Genomic DNA, 15,639 nt, shown 5'->3' with positions numbered 1-15,639 from the left:
GTTAGAGGCAGGTGCATGAGTATGTATTTTGTGGATCGTAAGAAAATAGAAGAACAGCTGGTTTATTTCGATAAAATGATTGTTCTCATGAAGGAAAGTTCTTTTCAAACAGAACTTCATTTTCTCGGATTAGAGCGAATTCATCACGTTGTCATTGAGAGCATGATTGACGTAGGGAACAGCATCATTGATGGATTCATTATGCGAGATCCCGGGAGCTATGAAGATATTATTGAAATCCTAGCTGATGAAAAAGTAATATCAACTGAAAATACTATTATGTTAAAAGAAGTCGTGGGCATGAGAAAACCACTAATGCAGCAATATGTTATGCTTGATCATGAAGCATTGGAGCAAAATCTTCGGAAAAACCTCAGTGCACTAGAGCAGTTTCCTACTGATATAAGAACATACTTAAATCAAGAATTAGGGGCTGTTTCAGCTTTTCTTCCAGATAATGAAGATTGATGTTAAGGTAAACACACATTGTAAAGAAAGTAAGGTGTTTTTGATGAAAAGAGTAAGAAACGATCAGCTGACATTTTTTATTCAAAAACCCGAATATATGAACCGCTTTCATTAATGAAAGCGGTTTTCTTATGGATTGGATAAGTAGAAGGAGGATAATAAGTACATGAAAAACTATAAAGGCTATTTAATTGATCTAGATGGTACGATGTATCGGGGCACTGAAAGAATTCACGAAGCAGTCGAGTTCGTGAAGCGTTTAAAGGAAGCAAATATTCCCTATTTATTTGTGACGAACAATTCATCAAAACGGAAAGAACAAGTTTCTGATAAGCTTGAGGCGTTTGGTGTACCATGTACGCCAGATCACGTGTTTACAACAAGCATGGCAACAGCAAGTTATATCTCTAATAAGAAGCAAGATGCTTCGGTTTATGTGATTGGAGAAGAAGGCATTCGCGATGCCTTAACGGATGAAGGTTTAATGATTCAAGACGACAATCCAGACTATGTTGTCGTTGGGATTGACCGTTCAATCACATACGAAAAATTTGCGAAGGCGTGCATTGCCGTTCGAAACGGAGCTACTTTTATATCGACAAATGGAGATATTGCGATTCCAACTGAACGAGGATTGTTACCCGGTAATGGTTCATTGACGGCAGTCGTGACTGTTTCAACGGAAGTAGACCCTATTTTTATTGGGAAGCCTGAACCTATTATTATGGAACAAGCTCTTGCTCAACTTGGTACACCGAAAGAAGAGACGTTGATGGTTGGGGACAATTATCGCACCGATATTCTTGCAGGTATCAATGCCGGTTTGGATACATTGCTTGTTCATACAGGCGTAACAACGAAAGAGCACTTGTTATCAGTCGAAAAGCAACCCGAGTTTACGGCTCTTACGCTAGATGAATGGCAAATATAAAAACGCCCATTGGGCGTTTTTATATTTGCCGTTATTCTGTTTTTTGGGCTCTATGGGCAAGTCGACTAGATGCAGCTGCCGCAATAGCTCCCACAATATCGTCAAGGTAGGTATGGCATGCACCACTGGATTTATCATTTAACTTTTCGAGAATACCAGGCTTTTGTTTATCGATAAAACCATAGTTCGTAAGGCCAATCGATCCGTATACATTTACAATTGAAAGAGCGATGATTTCGTCTACGCCATATAGACCTTCATCTTTCATTAATATATCTTGTAGAGGCTGATCAAGCAGTTTTCTTTCCGTAAGTTCGTCAAGCTGAATTCCCGTGAGCACTGCATTTTGCACTTCTCTTTTTGAAAGTACACGTTCTACATTTTGTATGCAAGTTTCCATTTCAAGGTTAGGGTGATATTTTTCTTGGAGATAGAAAACAAGGTCTGCGATATCTTTGATCTCGACACCACGTTCTTTTAATTTACTTCTCGCTGCTTGTTCTACAAGGTCCATAGGTTCTTGGCCCATTCTTGTCCCACCTAACTTTATAGTAAATTGGTATTGGATGTTATTGATTATATTAGTATATGGTAAGTCAGGAAGAAATATGACACTAAACTTCTGTGACTACTTTACACCGATTGGGCGCGCGGGGCATATAGTACGGTATTAAGACGAATTGCCGGAGGGTTAATATGCTTGAACGAGAGGTTTTTCATCAATATGGCATCGTTATAGATCAACATAATGTTAAAAATAGTGGATATTTGCTTCGTACATCTGATCAATCTGAATTTATTTTAAGGCGTGCACTAAGTGAACAAGAGAGTGAATTTCCCTGGTATGTAATGGTAGCAAACTTTCTTAATCAACAGAATGAACCTACAATGTTACCGATTTCTTCAAGAAGAGGGAAGTATATAGAGACAATTCAGAATGAGGCGTATGTTCTTTATCAAAAACCGTATGATCGAAATATTCGCATTCATCACAATGATGGGAGTCGGCTAGCGCTATTTCATAGGAAAGCAGGTAATCTCCTAGCAGCTTATAGTGAATTACCAGAAATTCAACCTTGGCAGATGCGGTGGCAGTACAGGATAGACCAACTTGAATCTTTTCGTGAGGAATTGAAGAATCAGACTCAGCCTCTCAGAGAATTTGATGAATGGTTTATAGAAACATTCCCCTATTATTCTGGCTTATCAGAGAATGCGATTCAGTACATTGTGGACTGTGGTATTGACATGGGAATGAATCCATTTCAGATTAGAACTCTTGCGTTTAATCGGTATACAGCCAATTATCACCGTACATCTGAAGGGCTATTTCCGAATGATCTCATCCTTGACCATCCAGCGAGAGATCTTGCTGAGTGGATTAGATATGAGCTAGTTGAGGGCGAGGGGAATTTTGAAGGCATCAGGCAATTTATGTGGAATTATCATGAGAGGCGTACGTTAACTCAAATGGACTGGAATCTACTGTATGCTCGTTTGTTATTCCCTCTTCCATATGTAGAGACAGTGGAGCATTACTATAGTGATGGCAATTTAAAGGAGAAAGAAAAAAGTTTTGTGAATTTAAAGCAACTTGTGAGAAGAGAAGGAGAAAGGGAGGAAATGTACCGTTTGTTGTTTCAGGAATTGATGGGTGAATATGGCAAGCAAATGAGAAGAGTAGATTGGTTAAGTTAAAAATAAAAACCCCCTCCATGACAGAGGGGGTGGATGTGTTTGGTTTAAAATACTTGCTCGAGTTCAGTTACGCCAGGAACTTCTTCAAGAAGTGCGCGTTCAATACCTGCTTTAAGTGTGATAGTGGAACTAGGGCAACTGCCGCATGCTCCCATTAAACGTACTTTAACTACGCCTTCTTCGATGTCTACAAGCTCTACGTCTCCACCGTCACGCAGAAGGAATGGACGTAGTTTATTCAATACATCTTGTACTTGCTCTTGCATCATTCATCGACTCCCTTCATACTTCCATTATACTAATGATTAAGTTAAAAATCTATGTGCTAATGTAGAATGATTATAATTCTCATCCTAACTTTATCATGGTATGAATCCATATTCAAGATTGGAACATGAAAAAGGCGAATGCTTCTTTTCTACATGATAGGAATAGGGTACAATGAAGGTAAATTGATTGAATAGAAAGGACGTTTTCACCATGGAAGAAGTACTCGTCTATGGAGCAGGTGAGCGCTGTGCAAGCTGTGTAAACTTGCCTTCTTCAGAAGAAACGGCTGAATGGCTTAAAGCGGCCCTCGACCGCAAGTATCCTGATCGCCAAATAGTCGTTCGATATATTGACATTCATAGTAAACTCTCCGGTTATGAGGCGGCTTTTGCTTCAAAAGTGATTGATGAAGATCTGTTCTATCCAGTTGTTGTCGTCCGAAATGAAATTGTGTCAGAAGGTAACCCTAAATTAAAAGACTTATATGCTGTTCTAGAAGACCGTTCTGCAACGGCTTAAATGATAAAACCCGTGAACAAATTTGTTCACGGGTTTTATCTTACGAAAAAGTATATTTACTTCTTATAAAGGTCAACCTTATTAACCGTTATGATTCTTATACATCCATAATATACCTGACTTGAGTAGACGAGGAACTCGGCCAGTAAGTGGACGATTCGCCATGACACCAAAGCCATGCTTGCTTCCGAGTGAGCCAAGCGTTCCTTTGATTTTAATTGGTGGAAGCGCAGGTGGCGTTTCTTTTTTCCATTGCTTCTGCAATACGAGAGCAATTTGTTCTGCTTGTTCCTCAGCAAGCTGAGCACTTGGTGCATGTGGCAAGCTTGCACAGTCTCCTACAACAAAAACATTCTCATGACTTGGAACAGAATGATAGTCATTTAATACAATACGCTTCTGGGCATCTTTTTCAACGTCAAGATCTCTTACGATTTTGTTAGGCTGGATGCCAGCTGTCCATACAATTGAATCACAGTGGACAGGCTCTCCATGATTAAAGAGCGTATTGGGTTCGACCTTTGTAATATTTGATTCACTAACAACTTCTACATTACGCTCCTCAAACCAGGATTGAACGTATTTTCCAAGTCGTTCTGGGAAGGCAGAAAGAATAGTGTGTCCTCGATCAAATAGCTTAATTTGAAGATCTGGCCTACTTTCATGAAGTTCACTTGCTAGCTCCACTCCACTAAGTCCTGCACCAACAATACCAACGACAGATTTAGCGCCGAGGTTGTTCAATACTTCATACGTTCTTCGAGATGAATCAATCGTTTGAATGCTTAGAGTATGAACATCTGCACCTGGTACGTTATGATACTTATCTTCGCATCCTAGTCCAATGACGAGCGTGTCATATGCAAGGTCATCATCGTCATTTAGGTGAATGACATTTGAATCTAGATTTATACTAGTGATTTCGCCGTATTTGATTTCTAGCTTCTTATGAACTGGGAATTGAACACGTATGTGATGATCACTTGCTGTTCCAGCGGCAAGGGCATAATATTCGGTTTTCATACTGTGATAAGGGTTGCGGTCAACAAGCGTAATTGTGAGGTCTTCTGGTAGATCAGATGCAAATAATTTCTGTAGGATACGCATACCACCGTATCCGCCGCCTAATAGCACTAGCCTTTTCATGATAAGAGGTCCCCTTTAATAAAATTGCATAACGCTGTCTCCCTATAATAAGTAGAAAAGATGAAGAAGAAATGATGAATTAGGAAGAAAAAAGGAAGCGACACGCGCTATAATATAGTTATACGATTCATTATGTTATGACAGTTAAAAGTATAGCGAAACTGTGACTTATGTACAATAACATTTCTTAAATGCTTAACTGAGGAGTGGCTTTACTTTGAAGACAATCGAATTTTGTGCGGGAAACTTGAGAGAGAATAAGCTCGTATGGGAGGCCCTGGAGAAGATCCACGATATTGAATTAATTGACTACGGCTGTCTTGGTTATTGTGGGAACTGCTACTCTGAGTCTTTTGCTATCGTAGATGGACGTTTAGTAAATGCGGATACATCTGAAGCTTTAATAGAGAAAATAATGCGAAAATTAATCGATGAAAATTAAGGGCTTTCATTGCTCAGTTTCTGTGTTATAATGACAAAGGTCCATTGAAGTCTAATAGAGAGAGAACGGACTTTTTATTTTCCGCGTACACGCGAAAAATGTCGAATATTCAGATAACAAAACACTGTTTGTAAGCGCTGTATTTAGCTAATTGCTATAATATTTCTATTTAAAATCTGGTAATGGGGTAGGCTATGCTTATAAACGGGTTCAATAATTAACAAGGGGTGTAAAATATGCAAATTTTATGGGGATTCGGTGGTATGGCTGTGTTATTTGCCATCGCACTAATCTTTTCTACAAATCGCAAAGCGATTAACCTACGTACGGTACTGGGTGCACTTGCCATTCAGGTTGCATTTGCATTTGTAGTATTAAAATGGGAAGCGGGTAAAGCTGCTTTAAAACAACTATCACTATTCGTTCAGGATATTATTGGATATGCAAATGAAGGAATTGGCTTCCTTTTCGGTGGCTTAATTGGAAATGAAGACATTGGAATGATCTTTGCATTTCAAGTACTAACGATCATTATTTTCTTCTCTTCTCTTATTTCTGTGCTCTATTACCTTGGAATTATGCAGTGGGTTATCCGTATTCTTGGTGGAGCAATTTCATGGGCGCTTGGAACAAGTAAAGCGGAGTCACTCTCAGCTACTGCAAATATCTTTGTTGGTCAAACAGAAGCGCCACTTGTCATCAAACCTTATTTAGATAAAATGACGAAATCAGAACTTTTTGCAGTTATGACAGGAGGACTTGCTTCGGTAGCTGGTTCGGTCCTAATTGGTTATTCTTTATTAGGTGTACCGCTTGAGTATTTACTAGCGGCAAGTTTCATGGCAGCACCAGGTGGATTGTTAATGGCTAAGCTCATCATGCCAGAGACTGAAACACCAGAAACAGCGAAAGAAATTAAGATGGAAAGAAACGAAGATCACGTAAACGTGATTGACGCTGCTGCACATGGTGCATCAGACGGTCTGAAACTTGCTTTAAACGTTGGAGCGATGCTTCTTGCGTTTATCGCATTGATTGCCCTGCTAAACGGTTTACTTGGAGCAGTAGGTGGATGGTTTGGCGCAGGAAGCATAACGATTCAGCAAATTCTTGGGTATATCTTCTCACCACTTGCCTTTGTTATTGGTGTTCCGTGGCAAGATGCTGTTCAAGCAGGTAACTACATTGGACAGAAGTTAATTCTTAATGAATTTGTAGCTTTCTCTTCTTTCGGTCCAGAAATTAGTGCTGGGAACCTAACTGACAAATCAGTTGCGATTATCAGTTTTGCTCTTTGTGGATTTGCGAACTTCTCTTCTCTTGCTATTCTACTTGGAGGCCTTGGAGGTCTAGCGCCTAAACGTCGTCCTGAAATTGCAAAGCTTGGAATGCGCGCAATCCTTGCAGGTACGCTTGCAAACCTTTTAAATGCTGCAATCGCAGGTATGCTAATTTTCTAATTTTGAAAGCCTCTTTTATAGAGGCTTTTTTTTATATCGTTTTGATTGGTTGTATTGAAAACGGAAGGCGAAGCGGTGTTGTTTTTTGCCTGTTTTACGGTATACTTGTCTAAATAATAGACAGGGGGGATCACTCGTGAGTAGCTTTGAACATACATTGCCATATGATCGTATGATGGGGGACGTCTATGTTCCGCATTGTCCATTTTGTCATAGTGAGAATGTTTTAACGCCTATGACAGAACGAGATTACCAACAAGGTTGTGAAGAAATCAAAACAAGACTCGTGATGCCTTGCTGTAACGGCAAGCTCATGATTGAGAAAATTGATAGTGATTATTTCTGGACGACAGAAGCTGTTCGAAAGAGCCATTAAAATATAGAAAGAGTGAAAGCATTGCAAGAGATAACATATACAAAAATGCATGGTCTTGGTAACAATTACATTTACATCAACTTATTTGAGCAAAAGTTAGAAGAAAAGAACCTTCCTCAATACGCAAGAGAAGTATCGGATGTTTACACGGGTATAGGATCGGATGGAATGATCTTGATTTGCCCATCCGATCAAGCAGAAGTGAAGATGAGAATTTTTAATAAAGATGGTTCTGAAGGGAAAAACTGTGGCAATGGCCTCCGCTGCGTAGCTAAGTATGCATATGAAAACCAGCTGGTTTCTTCAACGAAATTTGCCATTGAAACGCTAGCAGGACTTGTACAGGCAGAAGTTCATTTAGCGGGTGATCGTGTGGAGACTGTTACGATTGATATGGGGAGACCGGAGTGGACAAGAGGAAGTCTTCCAATGATCGGAAATTCAGAAGACGAAGTTATTGATGAAACGGTGTTTTTTGAAGAAGAACCGCTTCAAATGACGGGAGTATCGATGGGGAATCCTCACATGGTGATGTTTGTCGATAATATAGAAAAGGCTCCTCTCACAACAGCAGGACCTTATTTTACAGATCATCAGCTATTCCCAGAAAGTATTAATGTTGAATTTGTTGAAGTAGTCTCTAGCAGTGAATACCATTTTCGAGTATGGGAGAGAGGCTCTGGTATTACTCAAGCTTGTGGAACAGGCGCATGTGCAGCAGTAGTAGCAGGCGTATTAAATAACAAAACATTAAAGGGTACAGAGGTGACAGTTCATCTCGCAGGCGGCGATCTGGAAATTACGTGGGATGAAGATGATCACATCTGGATGACAGGTCCAGCAGTGACGATATCAACTGGAGTTTATTATACAGGGAAATAACTGGATATTTGTAAATGATAGGATATTGATTTAGAATAATAAGTGGTTATGAATAGAAGGATCATTCAAGACTCCGACTGTGAAAAGATACGGCGTGAAATTCTATGCGCAAAAATGACTCAAGCCGATATAGTACTTGGCTTGAATTACCCGGAACTATTGGCATATGGTCAAAAACTTGATAAGAAGCATAATCTGATATTACAGTTGAAATACAATCATCAGGCTAGCGAAGTGAGTATTTCTGTTTGATAGTGTTCAATTGTTGAGCTTAGTTCTATAGCACGATATACTAATAGTAGCATTACGGTGATTGGAGGGATTTAAATGATCCATTTATCTGAAGCTGCAGCAGCACAGGTAAAAGAAATGATGAAGCAAGAAGAAGGCGACAATCTTTATTTACGCGTAGGTGTTAAAGGTGGCGGCTGTACTGGTTTAAGCTACGGCATGGGCTTTGATACAGAAATGAAGGAAGATGATCAAGCTCTCGACGCTCAGCATGGCGTAACGATTATTATGGATAACGAAAGCGCACCCGTTTTAAACGGTGTGAATATTGATTATAAACAAAACATGATGGGCGGCGGATTCACCATCGATAATCCGAACGCGATCGCATCATGCGGCTGTGGTTCTTCGTTTAAAACAGCGACCAACGCTGGTACGCCGGAGAATTGTTAAGAAATTAAATATCGGATAGGGTGAGTCATGACCCGTATCTTAAAGCTTCTCCAACGTTCAATTGTTTATTGAACGTGTGGGGGAGTTTTTTTATTACTCTCTTTCCATTATAGGTTTTGCCTTAAGCTCTCTGAACAATTTATGAGCTTTTTAAATGTAACCTTAATCCAGATTCAATAATGAAAAATTTCTTTTTTTATGTCTAAAAAAAGGGATTTTAGTCGTTCCATCGAACACAGTGATGGTGAAGAAAATTTATCTTCTATGAGAGTTAACATTCAAACGATCAATTTGTAAATTTACAAATTGATCGACTTTGCCAGGAAGAATGGAATGTCTATTCTAATTATGAAAAGGAGTGTCACACATGATTGAAATTGGAGTTGGGTTACAACTTTACACGTTGAGAAACGAATGTGACAAGGATTTCTTCGAAACGTTAATAAGAGTAGAGGCCATAGGCTACGAAGGTGTTGAACTTGCAGGATTGCATGGATATGAACCATCAGAAGTAAAAAACAAATTAGATGAACTTGGGTTAAGCGTCATTGGACATCATATCCCGATTGAGCGGATTGAAAACGATTTGGAAACTGTTATAGAGGAACAAAAAGTACTTGGAAACAGCCGAATTATTTGCCCGTGGCTTCCACCTGAAAGAAGAAGTCATGAGGACTTTTTAAAGGTAGCTAAGATCATGAAGAATGCAGCGGAAATTTGTACTGAGCATCAAATGGAATTAGGATATCACCATCATGATTTTGAACTTGGTCGAAGTATTGAAGGTAGTGAGCTGTTCGGAATTTTAGAGGCGCATTCTTCCATTCAGGCTGAATTTGATATTTATTGGCTTAACCAGGTTGGTCATGATCCAGTTGAGTGGATGCAAAAGTTCTCAGGTAGAACACCAATCATTCATTTAAAGGACCGCTTGGATGATGAGAGAGAAGCAACGGCTATTCTTGGCACTGGTAACATTGCGATTCAGGAAGTAGTGGAGCAGGGGCAGGCATGCGGCGTAAAATGGTGGGTTGTTGAGCAGGATGAATGTGATGTTGATCCGATTGAAAGTGTGACTCAGAGTTATAAATATTTAAGAGAAATACAGCTAAAAAATAAAATGGTTAAAATATTCAAAAAATAATGTTGAAGATTCTGTGAACTTACGTTATGCTGTTTGTAATCGATTTCATGAAATCGGTTACAAACGAAGGGAGGTTCTTTTGTACTTTCTGAGGAGGATGAAACATGGCAACAATTGCTGATGTCGCACACTATACAGGTCTATCACGAGCGACTGTGTCACGTGTCATCAATGATTATCCACACGTAACTAAAGACAAGCGTGAATTAGTTCATAAGGCAATGAGGGAACTAGGTTACTTTCCTAATACATCAGCTAGAAACTTGCGAAATCGAAGAACAAATCTAGTAGCTGTGTTAATTCCAAGATTAACGAATCCGTTTTTTACACTGGTTCTTAATGGAATTGAAAGCGTGGCTGAAGCGAATGGATTTCAATTGATCATTTGTCAGACGAAATCTAGTAAAAAGAAGGAACTCGAATACTTGAATTTGTTACAGACGAAGCAAGTTGATGGTGTTATTTTCACTTCGATTGAAAATAATTGGGAAGAAATTCAGTCCTACACGGCACATGGACCGATTATACTTTGTAATGAATATCATCACGATGCGACGGTACCAATGGTTCGATTGAATCAAGTTCAGGGGAGTTATTTAGGAACAAAGCATTTAATTGAGCGAGGACATAAGCGGATTGCTTATTGTATGGGCTCAACAAGCGGGTTGTCTAATGATCGCCGTAAAGGAGTCTTTCAAGCGATTGAAGAAGCTGGCCTAGAAATAAAGCCAGAATGGATCTTCCAAGATACATACACAATGGAAGACGGCGTAAGAACGTTTAACAAAATTCTTGAATTAACTGAACGACCAACGGCTATCTTTACCGGAGGAGATGAAGTGGCAGCTGCAATGGTGAAGGAAGCAAAGCGAAATGGATTAGATGTTCCGAAAGATATAGCGATACTCGGATTTGACGATCAGCCAATTGCCAGCTTAATTGAACCAGAGCTAACAACCATTTATCAACCCGGTGCAGAAATTGGCGGACAAGCTATGTCTATTTTTATTGATTGTTTAAAAGGGCAGTGTGAGCGTACAACTCAAAGTGTTAAAGAATTACCACTATCGCTTGTTATTCGTAACTCTACATAACTTGCGATAAATGTAAGCGTTAACTTGTTTATTGAAATCGATTACAATTTTGAAATCGATTTCAACCAAATCTAAGGGGGATTTAGTATTATGCGAATTATGAAGAATAGTAAACTACTTTTTATCGTTTTGGCTCTTATCCTAGTTCTATCGGCATGTAGTTCTTCAAACAATTCTTCAAGTAATAACAACAGTTCTGGTGATGAAAATGCAAGTTCAGGTGACGAAGAGAAAGTAACACTCGTTTATGCGCGTGGTAAAGATGCAACAGGTGCAACCGATGTAATGGTTGAGGAATTTATGAAGCAAAACCCGAATATCGAAATCGAATTCCGCGAGATGCCGACCGACACAGGAGCACAGCACGATGCTTATGTCACAATGTTGAACGCTGAATCATCAGAAATTGATGTATTCGATATCGATGTAATCTGGCCAGCTGAATTCGCTCAAGCAGGATATGTGCTTCCATTAGACCGTTTTATTGAAAAAGACGGTATTAACATGGACGATTACAACCAGGGACCAGTTACGGCAGCAACATTTAACGGAAAGCAGTGGGCGATGCCTAAATTTATTGATACTGGTATGCTTTTCTATCGCTCTGACTTAGTATCTGAAGCTCCAAAAACGTGGGATGACTTGATGACTCAAGCTTCTGAGCTAAAAGGTGAAGACGGTACGAAGTTTGGTTACCTCATGCAAGCGAAGCAATATGAAGGTCTTGTAACAAACGCAGTTGAATTTGTCGGTTCTTACGGCGGTGCGTTTATTGATGAGAATGGAGAAGTTGTTATCAATAGCCCTGAAGCGATCAAAGGTATTTCAAAAATGGTTGAAATCGCAAACTCTGATTTCGTTCCAGGTAACATCAATACGTTTACTGAAGTAGAATCTCATACTGCATTTATTGAAGGTCAATCTCCATTTATCCGTAACTGGCCATATCAATTCGCACTTGCGAATGATGAAGAACAGTCTAAGATTGTTGGAAACGTAGAAGTAGCTCCACTTCCTGAAGGTGACGCTGGTTCTGCTTCAGCCCTTGGCGGTTGGATGGCAGCCATCAATAATTTCTCTGAACATCCTCAAGAAGCATGGGAGTTCTTGAAGTTTATGACTGGTAAAGAAGGACAAAAAATTGATGCAATTAAAGGTTCACACGCTCCAACAATTCCTGCTCTGTTCGAAGATGAAGAAATTATCGAAGCGAACCCATTCTTTGGAGAAGAAGGATTCCAAACAGCTCTTGAAGCAGCGGTTTCACGTCCGGTAGCACCAAACTACCCTGAAATCTCTGAAATCATTCAAATTCACATTTCTAAAGCGATCGCAGGAGAAGAAACTCCTGAAGAAGCAGCGGCTGCAATGGAAAAAGAAATGAATGAAAAGCTAGAAAAATAATAGAGAAGGTCATTAGCCTTCAATACGAAGGCTAATGTCTTTCCTACATATTCTTTGAAAGAAATTTCATAGTATCAAAAAGCGGTGTTTAGTTGCGATCTTAACTGAGTGAGCAACAAGACACTTTTTCCTAAAGAGAGGAGCGTTGGTATGCAGACAGATATCGATCCAAAAGAGCCTATTAAAGTGGAGAAACAGCCCAAAAAGAAGAAAAAAAACGATGCGGTTGTCGGTTATTTACTTCTTGCCCCAGCACTGATTCTAATTCTAGCAATTTCTATTTGGCCAGTTTTCCAGTCATTTTATTTTAGTCTTTTCGACCTTCGTCTCAATGAACCAACTAAATCAGAAGTCCATCTCGATTATCAAATTGACCTGGACCGCTATTTGCAAAACTATCCCTTCCTAGTCGGGGCAATTAATTCTGAAATTGATAATGGAAATTCAAGTGAAGAGCTGACCGAGATGAAAACAACATTAGAAAATCTCGATGCCAGTATTAAAGAAAACCCGCAAGCAGCAGAAAATTATGACGTGATTAATGAAAAGCTAGACAAGTTTGAAAATATTCCTGACGATATGAAGTACGTTGAAATTGATGAAAGCGTAGCAGAGGATTTTACGTCTTCCGTTAAAACAATCAATAATGATTTAATGTCGATCAATGAAAATGGAAGTTTGGAAAAAGGCGATAAGATTGTTGGTTTATCATCCGCACTAACTGAAATTGTTGTTGAACCGAACTTCATTGGACTTGAGCATTACAAAGAAAATTTAACTGATCAGCGGATGTGGAAGTCTCTTTGGAACACGAGTGTATTTACATTTATTTCTGTTCTAGCTGAGCTCATACTTGGTCTAGCGATTGCTCTCCTTATTAACAAAGCTTTCTTAGGGCGAGGATTAATTCGTGCAAGTATCCTAATTCCGTGGGCGATTCCAACAGCGGTAGCAGCCCTCATGTGGAAGTTCCTTTATGATGGTCAAAACGGTATTGTAGCGAAGCTCTTTGAAGATGTTGGATTGATCGATCGAATGTCGATGCTTCTCACTACGGATACAGGTGCAATGTTCTCTGTTATCTTCGCTGATGTGTGGAAAACGACACCATATATGGCTTTACTTCTTCTAGCAGGACTGCAAACGATCCCATCTTCCCTCTATGAAGCCGCATCAATTGATGGAGCGAATAAGTGGAAGCAGTTTGTAACGATTACATTACCACTTTTGAAAACAAGTCTTCTCGTTGCTCTCTTATTCCGTACTCTAGATGCATTCCGAGTGTTTGACTTAATTTATGTATTAACTGGCGGAGGTCCAGCGAATTCAACCGAAACGATCTCGATGCTCGCTTATACATTGATGTTTACTCAGACAAACTTTGGTGAAGGTTCAGCTATTTCAGTAGTTGTATTCATCTGTGTTGCCATAATTTCTGGAATCTTTATTAAATTACTCGGTGCAGAACTAATAAACGACGGAACTGGAAAGAAATGAGAATGTATTTTATCATGAAGAAGGAGGGACAGCCAGATGAATAAGAAAGCGGGACCGATGTTTTACGTTTTCCTAGTTGTGTTTGTTTTTGTTGTCATGTTTCCGTTCTTATGGATGCTTGCAAGTTCGATTAAACCACTAACAGAGCTCTTTGGTGAAAAAGCGTTCAATCCTTTTACGAATAACCCAACTCTACAAAACTATGTATCCGTTTTCGTAGATTATCCTTTCCCTCGCTATCTTTGGAACAGTACCGTTGTAGCGACAATTACGACTGTGTACACCGTACTGGTCGCTTCATTCGCTGCTTATTCCATCGCGCGTCTGAATTTTAAAGGAAAACCGATTATATTGGGGATTGTCTTATCTGTATCCATGTTCCCACAAGTAGCGACGATTTCACCAATCTATATTTTTCTAAAAAACTTAGGTCTTACAAATAGCTATCTTGGCTTAATCATCCCGTACACAACGATCACGCTGCCATTATCGATCTGGCTTCTCGTTACGTTCTTCCGTAAAATTCCGTTCGATCTTGAAGAAGCAGCGAAAATCGATGGAGCATCACTATGGCAAACGTATTGGAAAGTGATTATGCCACTTGCTGTACCAGGTATTTTTACAACAGCCATTCTCGTATTTATTGCAGCCTGGAATGAATTCTTGTTTGCCCTTACGATTAACACGGCTGATAAGTTTAAAACGGTCCCGGTCGGAATTGCCCTGTTTCAGGGTCAGTATACGATCCCTTGGGGAGAAATTTCAGCAGCGACCGTTGTTGTAACCGTTCCTCTTGTCATTATGGTTTTGATTTTCCAAAGAAGAATCGTGTCAGGATTAACATCAGGTTCAGTTAAAGAATAGATAAAAATAGGAGTGGATTTTAATGCTAAACGTAACCGTATGGAATGAAAATCGTCATGAACAGAGTAGTGAAGAAGTAAGAAGCGTGTATCCAAACGGAATTCACGGTGCCATTGCTGAATTTCTAAAAGAGGATTTTGAAGTGAAAACGGCCACTTTGGACGAGCCTGAACATGGCTTATCTGAAGAGGTGCTGAACAACACGGACGTTCTTCTCTGGTGGGGACATATCGCGCATGAAGAAGTATCTGATGAAATTGTGAATCGCGTTCATCAACGAGTTCTTGATGGAATGGGGCTTATCGTCCTTCATTCTGGTCACTTCTCTAAAATTTTCAAGAAGCTAATGGGGACAGGCTGTGATTTGAAATGGCGTGAAGCGGATGAGAAAGAGAGAATGTGGATTGTCGATCCAACCCATCCGATTGCGGAGGGACTTGGTGAGAAAATTGAGCTTGAGAGAGAAGAAATGTATGGTGAGCATTTTGATATCCCAGCACCAGATGAACTTGTGTTTGTAAGCTGGTTTGAAGGCGGAGAAGTCTTCAGAAGCGGTTGTACATATAAGAGAGGACAAGGAAAGGTTTTCTATTTCAGACCTGGTCATGAGACATATCCAACTTATTACAATAAAGAGATCCAGCAGGTTATGAAAAATGCTGTAGCCTGGGCTAAACCTACGACGATACCAAAGCCAGTCTATGGAAATGCAAAACCGCTAGAAACCATTGCGTCTAAATAAGAGATTGAATGAGGAGGA

General features: G+C 39.7%; 18 protein-coding genes. 15 read left to right on the top strand and 3 right to left on the bottom strand.

Annotation, left to right across the window (positions count from 1 at the left end):
- The first annotated feature begins 21 nt into the window (after positions 1 to 21).
- Both AC0VYO_RS17410 and AC0VYO_RS17405 read left to right on the top strand, forming a co-directional pair.
- A complete protein-coding gene (locus AC0VYO_RS17410) occupies positions 22 to 468 on the top strand; it encodes a DUF86 domain-containing protein (RefSeq protein WP_194219608.1) in 447 nt (148 codons plus the stop codon).
- A gap of 166 nt (positions 469 to 634) precedes the next feature.
- Positions 635 to 1,399 carry a TIGR01457 family HAD-type hydrolase gene (locus tag AC0VYO_RS17405; RefSeq protein WP_475367895.1) on the top strand — a complete coding sequence of 255 codons (765 nt, stop codon included), beginning with the start codon at positions 635 to 637 and terminating at the stop codon, positions 1,397 to 1,399.
- Positions 1,400 to 1,430: 31 nt separating this feature from the next.
- Here AC0VYO_RS17405 and AC0VYO_RS17400 read toward each other — a convergent pair whose 3' ends face one another.
- Positions 1,431 to 1,928 carry a phosphatidylglycerophosphatase A family protein gene (locus AC0VYO_RS17400; protein ID WP_194218996.1) on the bottom strand — a complete coding sequence of 166 codons (498 nt, stop codon included), beginning with the start codon at positions 1,926 to 1,928 and terminating at the stop codon, positions 1,431 to 1,433.
- A gap of 167 nt (positions 1,929 to 2,095) precedes the next feature.
- Here AC0VYO_RS17400 and AC0VYO_RS17395 point away from each other — a divergent pair, with 167 nt between their 5' ends.
- On the top strand, positions 2,096 to 3,097 hold the full coding sequence (locus tag AC0VYO_RS17395; protein WP_430241778.1) for a protein kinase family protein: 1,002 nt from the start codon (positions 2,096 to 2,098) through the stop codon (positions 3,095 to 3,097).
- 44 nt (positions 3,098 to 3,141) lie between these two features.
- Here AC0VYO_RS17395 and AC0VYO_RS17390 read toward each other — a convergent pair whose 3' ends face one another.
- Positions 3,142 to 3,366: a NifU family protein gene (locus AC0VYO_RS17390; RefSeq protein ID WP_194218998.1), complete on the bottom strand. Its 225-nt coding sequence runs from the start codon at positions 3,364 to 3,366 to the stop codon at positions 3,142 to 3,144.
- 211 nt (positions 3,367 to 3,577) lie between these two features.
- Here AC0VYO_RS17390 and AC0VYO_RS17385 point away from each other — a divergent pair, with 211 nt between their 5' ends.
- Complete coding sequence (locus AC0VYO_RS17385; RefSeq protein WP_194218999.1) at positions 3,578 to 3,886, top strand: DUF1462 family protein; 309 nt, start codon at positions 3,578 to 3,580, stop codon at positions 3,884 to 3,886.
- Between the two features lie 81 nt (positions 3,887 to 3,967).
- Here AC0VYO_RS17385 and AC0VYO_RS17380 read toward each other — a convergent pair whose 3' ends face one another.
- Positions 3,968 to 5,032, bottom strand: a complete 1,065-nt coding sequence (locus tag AC0VYO_RS17380; protein WP_283153730.1) for an NAD(P)/FAD-dependent oxidoreductase — start codon at positions 5,030 to 5,032, stop codon at positions 3,968 to 3,970.
- Between the two features lie 217 nt (positions 5,033 to 5,249).
- Between AC0VYO_RS17380 and AC0VYO_RS17375 the strand changes: the two genes are divergently transcribed.
- The 11 genes from AC0VYO_RS17375 to AC0VYO_RS17325 all read left to right on the top strand — a co-directional run bounded on the left by AC0VYO_RS17375 (position 5,250) and on the right by AC0VYO_RS17325 (position 15,621).
- On the top strand, positions 5,250 to 5,474 hold the full coding sequence (locus AC0VYO_RS17375) for a DUF1450 domain-containing protein (RefSeq protein WP_475365729.1): 225 nt from the start codon (positions 5,250 to 5,252) through the stop codon (positions 5,472 to 5,474).
- 236 nt (positions 5,475 to 5,710) lie between these two features.
- Positions 5,711 to 6,934, top strand: coding sequence for a NupC/NupG family nucleoside CNT transporter (locus tag AC0VYO_RS17370; RefSeq protein WP_404683161.1), 1,224 nt, complete (start codon positions 5,711 to 5,713; stop codon positions 6,932 to 6,934).
- A gap of 136 nt (positions 6,935 to 7,070) precedes the next feature.
- Positions 7,071 to 7,310 carry a hypothetical protein gene (locus AC0VYO_RS17365; protein ID WP_226615075.1) on the top strand — a complete coding sequence of 80 codons (240 nt, stop codon included), beginning with the start codon at positions 7,071 to 7,073 and terminating at the stop codon, positions 7,308 to 7,310.
- 21 nt (positions 7,311 to 7,331) lie between these two features.
- Positions 7,332 to 8,192, top strand: a complete 861-nt coding sequence (dapF, locus tag AC0VYO_RS17360; protein WP_430241772.1) for a diaminopimelate epimerase — start codon at positions 7,332 to 7,334, stop codon at positions 8,190 to 8,192.
- Positions 8,193 to 8,519: 327 nt separating this feature from the next.
- Complete coding sequence (locus AC0VYO_RS17355) at positions 8,520 to 8,876, top strand: HesB/IscA family protein (protein WP_283153732.1); 357 nt, start codon at positions 8,520 to 8,522, stop codon at positions 8,874 to 8,876.
- Positions 8,877 to 9,243: 367 nt separating this feature from the next.
- Entirely contained in the window at positions 9,244 to 10,020 is a 777-nt protein-coding gene (locus AC0VYO_RS17350) for a sugar phosphate isomerase/epimerase family protein (protein WP_475367894.1), read from the top strand.
- Between the two features lie 104 nt (positions 10,021 to 10,124).
- Complete coding sequence (locus tag AC0VYO_RS17345; RefSeq protein ID WP_430241768.1) at positions 10,125 to 11,114, top strand: LacI family DNA-binding transcriptional regulator; 990 nt, start codon at positions 10,125 to 10,127, stop codon at positions 11,112 to 11,114.
- A gap of 90 nt (positions 11,115 to 11,204) precedes the next feature.
- Positions 11,205 to 12,518: an ABC transporter substrate-binding protein gene (locus tag AC0VYO_RS17340; RefSeq protein WP_226615069.1), complete on the top strand. Its 1,314-nt coding sequence runs from the start codon at positions 11,205 to 11,207 to the stop codon at positions 12,516 to 12,518.
- Between the two features lie 150 nt (positions 12,519 to 12,668).
- Positions 12,669 to 14,015 (top strand): carbohydrate ABC transporter permease, encoded by a 1,347-nt coding sequence (locus AC0VYO_RS17335; RefSeq protein ID WP_430241766.1) that lies wholly within the window; start codon positions 12,669 to 12,671, stop codon positions 14,013 to 14,015.
- A 36-nt stretch (positions 14,016 to 14,051) separates the two neighbouring features.
- Positions 14,052 to 14,879 carry a carbohydrate ABC transporter permease gene (locus AC0VYO_RS17330; RefSeq protein ID WP_098444829.1) on the top strand — a complete coding sequence of 276 codons (828 nt, stop codon included), beginning with the start codon at positions 14,052 to 14,054 and terminating at the stop codon, positions 14,877 to 14,879.
- A 22-nt stretch (positions 14,880 to 14,901) separates the two neighbouring features.
- On the top strand, positions 14,902 to 15,621 hold the full coding sequence (locus tag AC0VYO_RS17325) for a ThuA domain-containing protein (protein ID WP_430241764.1): 720 nt from the start codon (positions 14,902 to 14,904) through the stop codon (positions 15,619 to 15,621).
- The last annotated feature ends 18 nt before the right edge of the window (positions 15,622 to 15,639 follow it).

The sequence above is a fragment of the Anaerobacillus sp. 63XJN7_4_ISO-PGPR-S23-413 genome (genome assembly GCF_056173725.1).
Note: the sequence above shows the minus strand (reverse complement) of the source record. Positions and strands in the feature narration are given on the sequence as shown.